Below are 4190 nucleotides of genomic sequence, written 5' to 3'. Positions count from 1 at the left end.
CGACCGCGGTGCCCCGCGGCGCCGCTGATACGAAGGAGTATCGATGACCTCCGTCCGTCCTTGGAGGACCGCCCTCACCGGGGTCCTCGCCTCGATCGTCGTCGCAGCGGGGGTGACCCTTCCCGCTCTGCCCGCAGCTGCGGCGGAGGACCTCCTCGTGCAGTACGACTTCTCCCAGCTGACCGGCACGACCGTCCCCGACTCCTCGGGCGGCGGCCGCGACGGCGTCCTCCGGGGCACCGGAGCGAGCGTCGTCGGCGACGAGCTCCGCCTCCCCGGCGGCGCGAGCGGCAGCTCGGCCGCGTACGTCGAGATGCCCCGCGGACTCGTCGACGGCCGCAGCACCCTGACGATCCAGTCCTGGTTGCGCAACGACACCGGCGCGGGCAACTACGCGGCGGCCTTCTTCGGCACGACCGAGAACCTGCCGTCGCAGTACTGGCTGCTCAACCCGCGCGACCCCTCCGGCCGCTTCAAGTCCGTCATCACGGCGAGCAGCAACCCCTCCGCCCCGTGGACCACCGAGGCAGGGATCTCGGGCTCGAGCACTCCGGCCGGCCCGACCACCGACGCGCAGTGGGGCCTGTACACGACGGTCCTCGAGCCCGGCTCGCTGACCGGCTACTACAACGGCCGCCTGATCGCGAAGGTGAGCACGAACCGCTCCGTCGCCGACCTCGGCACGAACCTCGTGGGGTACATCGGCCGCTCCTCCTACTCCGACCTCTTCTACCGCGGCGGCGTGCGCGACTTCGAGATCCGCACCTCCGCGCTGACCGCTCAGCAGGTCTCGGACGCCTACTGGACCGGGGTGGACCCCGCCGTCCGCACGGCGGCACTCGCCTCGGACGCCGCGGCGATCGACCTCGGACCCGGCCGCGTGACCACAGATCTCCGCCTCCCGACCACGGGTGCGCAGGGTTCCCGGATCGCGTGGACGAGCTCCGACCCGGCCCGCATCAGCAGCACCGGAGTCGTCACCCGGCCCGGCAGCGGAGCGGACGTGCCCGTCACGCTGACCGCGTCGCTCGCGCTCGGCGGGGCGACCACGAGCCGCTCCTTCGAGCTCGCGGTGGCCGCGCAGAACGCCCAGGCCGACCTCGACGCGCTCGCGCAGGGCGTCGTCCTGCGTCCGACCGTCGCCGACGGGGAGGTCCTGCCCGCCGCGCCGACCGGATCGACGATCACCTGGACGACGAGCACCCCGGGTCTCGGCGTGGTCGACGGCGCGCTCCGCGTCACCGGCACGTCCGCGGTCCAGGGAGTCGTCACCGCCCAGCTGCGCTCCGGCACCGCCTCGAGCACCAAGGCGTTCGACGTCCGGGTCCTCCCGGCGGCGCAGGCGCGCTACCTGCTCTCGTACGAGCGCACGCCCCTCGCCACCCAGGTCTACGGCTCGAAGCTGGCGTACAGCATGCACCTCGGCCTCGGCACGACCCGCACCGGCACCACGGCCCTGAACGAGAACTACGGCGTGCTCTTCGCCGATGCGCAGCCGACGGGCACGCTCGACCTCGTCGAGACCCGGACGCTCCGCGACCCCTACGTGTTCTCGCTCGCCGGCGGCGGCTACGGCGTGCTCGCCACCCGCACCCTCGCGAACGGCGACGTCGATCCCGCGCACCGCGGCACTCCCCTGCTGTTCACCTCGACCGACCTCGTGGCCTACGAGCCGGCCGGATTCCTCGACCTCGGAGTGTCCGCGGCCGTCGATCCCCGCGCCGTCTGGGACTCGGCCGCCGACGTCTACCGCGTCACCTGGAAGGACGCCCAGGGCGCCGAGTACTCGCGCTCCTTCGGCGATCTCACCGACCCCGCCACCCGCGGCGACCTCCGCGCCGGCGGGCTGACGCTGTCGGACCCTGCCGCCACGACGACCATCGAGGGCGCCGTTCCCTCGAACGTCCTGGTGCTCCCCGCCCCGGCCGCGACCGGCCTCGAGAACCGCCTGGGACGCCTCCGCAACACCACCGTCCAGGTCGCCAGCACCACCGTCGCCCAGGGCGCCGCGGTGCCGACGCCCGGGAAGGCGACGCTCTCGTACACCGACGGATCGACGAAGCAGCTGCCCGTGGACTGGTCGGCCGCCGACCTCGCCGCGGTCGACACCTCGAAGCCCGGCACCTACCAGGTCTCGGGGACCGTGCGCCAGCGCGACTACGCCGCCCCGTTCCTCCGGGCCGAGGCCGACCCGAACATCCTGAAGTGGAAGGACCGCTACCTCTTCATCTCGACCGACGACCGCGGCGACGACCAGCCCGGCATGTTCCTCCGCAGCGCGCCGACCATCGACGGCCTCCGCACCGCGCCGGACAGCATGATCGTCCGCAAGGGCACTGCGGGCATCCAGGGCTGCTACTGGGCGCCGGAGCTGCACGAGCTCGGCGGCGAGCTCTACGCCTTCTTCTCGCCGTGCATCGGCGCCGTGGACTGGCAGCGGGTGACCGCCTACGTGCAGAAGCTGCGCACCGGCGGCGACCCGACCGTGCTCGCCGACTGGGAGGCTCCCCGGCCGGTCCTGAAGCAGGACGGCTCCGCTCTGCAGCGCGACGCGCAGCACCCCGGCATCAGCCTCGACATGACCGCGTTCCAGGACGGCGGACGCACCTACGTCGCGTGGTCGCAGCGCTACATCACCGGCGGAGTCGTCGGCGACGCCGAGCTGTGGATCGCGACGATCGACCCGGCGAACCCGTGGCGCCTCACGAGCGAACCGCGCAAGCTCATCACCGCGTCGCTGGGCTGGGAGACGAACACCAGCAACGTCGCGGAGGGCGCCACGGCGATCTTCCGGGACGGGAAGGTGTTCCTGACCTACTCCGCCTCCAACGTCGACCGCACTTACGCGATCGGGCTCATGGTCGCGCCCTCGGGCGCCGATCTGACCGATCGGTCGGTGTGGACGAAGGCGGACGCGCCGGTGGTGAAGAGCGACCCCGTCGCGAACCTCTGGGGCCCGGGGCACAACAGCTTCACGGTCGACGAGGACGGCAACGAGGTGCTCGTGTTCCACGCGCGCGCCGACGGCAGCACCAACCGCGACGCCTACCTCCGCCGCATCCACTGGGCGGCCGACGGCCTGCCCGTGCTCGACATGACCAGCGCGGAGGAGGTCGCCACGGCCAACCGGACCGTCCGGACGACCGTCGTGGTCGAGGGGACCCCGGTGAAGGTCGCCTCGACCGCCACCGTCCGCTGCATCTCGGGCAAGGTCGTCGTCACCCTCACGACCAGGAACACCGGCGCCGAGAGCGCCGCCCTCCGCTGGAGCACGCCCTGGGGCGAGAGGACGCAGCTCGTCGGATCGCAGAAGACCGGCGCCCTCGCGATCTCCACCCGAGCGACGTCGGTCGCCGCCGGGACGCTCACGGGGACCGCAACGGTCGGCGCGGCGACGGCTCCGGTCACCGCCGCGCACCCGGCACTGCGCTGCGGCTGATCGCACCCGTCCGGGCGCCCGTCACCGCGGCACTCGCGCGCTGACGAACCTCACCGAGACCGCCGATCGCTCTGCCGAGCGGTCGGCGGTCTCGGGTGGGGACGAGCCACCCGTCGTCCAGCCGGGCGACGGGCATTCCACGAAAGGGAACACGCATGACCAGGACAACGACGTCCCCGCGCAGAGCACGGATGCTCGGCGCCCTCGCCGCCGCGATCTTCGTCGGCCTCACGACACTCGGAGTGAGCACGCCCGCCGCAGCCGCCACCCCCGTCGGCACCGGCACCAATCAGGAGATCCGCAACGAGCACTCCGGCCTCTGTCTCGACGACTACCGGTTCGACACCACGCCCGGCGCCGAAGTGCGCCAGTGGAACTGCCTCGAAGGCGCCAACCAGCTGTGGGAGATCCGCGACCTCGGCACCGGCTTCGCCGAGATCAAGAACCGCCACTCCGGCCTCTGCCTCGACGACTACAACTGGAGCACCGCACCCGGCGCCGAAGTGCGTCAGTGGACCTGCAACGGCCTGCCCGTGCAGCAGTGGAGCATCACCGACGTCGGCGACGGCTACAGCCGGATCGCCAACCGCCACAGCAGCCTCTGCATCGAGAACAAGGACTCCGCCCAGGTCGACGGCGCCGTGATCCAGCAGCAGACCTGCACCACCAGTACCGCTCAGCGCTGGCGCATCACAGACGCCGCCGTCGACGAGGTGACCTACACCGTCTACCGCGAAGCGAACCCCACCGC

At 72.2% G+C, this 4190-nt stretch carries 2 protein-coding genes; both read left to right on the top strand.

All coding sequences use genetic code 11. The features are described 5' to 3' along the window. Window positions 1-43 precede the first annotated feature (43 nt). Window positions 44-3439 (top strand): family 43 glycosylhydrolase, encoded by a 3396-nt coding sequence (locus C5C10_RS17100; protein WP_104329864.1) that lies wholly within the window; start codon window positions 44-46, stop codon window positions 3437-3439. A 155-nt stretch (window positions 3440-3594) separates the two neighbouring features. Beyond that, window positions 3595-4190, top strand: a 596-nt coding sequence (locus tag C5C10_RS17095) for an RICIN domain-containing protein (RefSeq protein WP_146082195.1), incomplete at its 3' end; no start/stop codon positions are given.

The organism is Rathayibacter sp. AY1A3 (genome assembly GCF_002930975.1).
GTDB lineage: Bacteria > Actinomycetota > Actinomycetes > Actinomycetales > Microbacteriaceae > Rathayibacter.
This window is presented reverse-complemented; position numbering and strand designations above follow the sequence as displayed.

Coding starts and splice junctions, on each gene's coding strand:
- C5C10_RS17100 (WP_104329864.1), top strand. CDS start 44: ATGACCTCCGTCCGTCCTTGGAGGACCGCCCTCACCGGGGTCCTCGCC.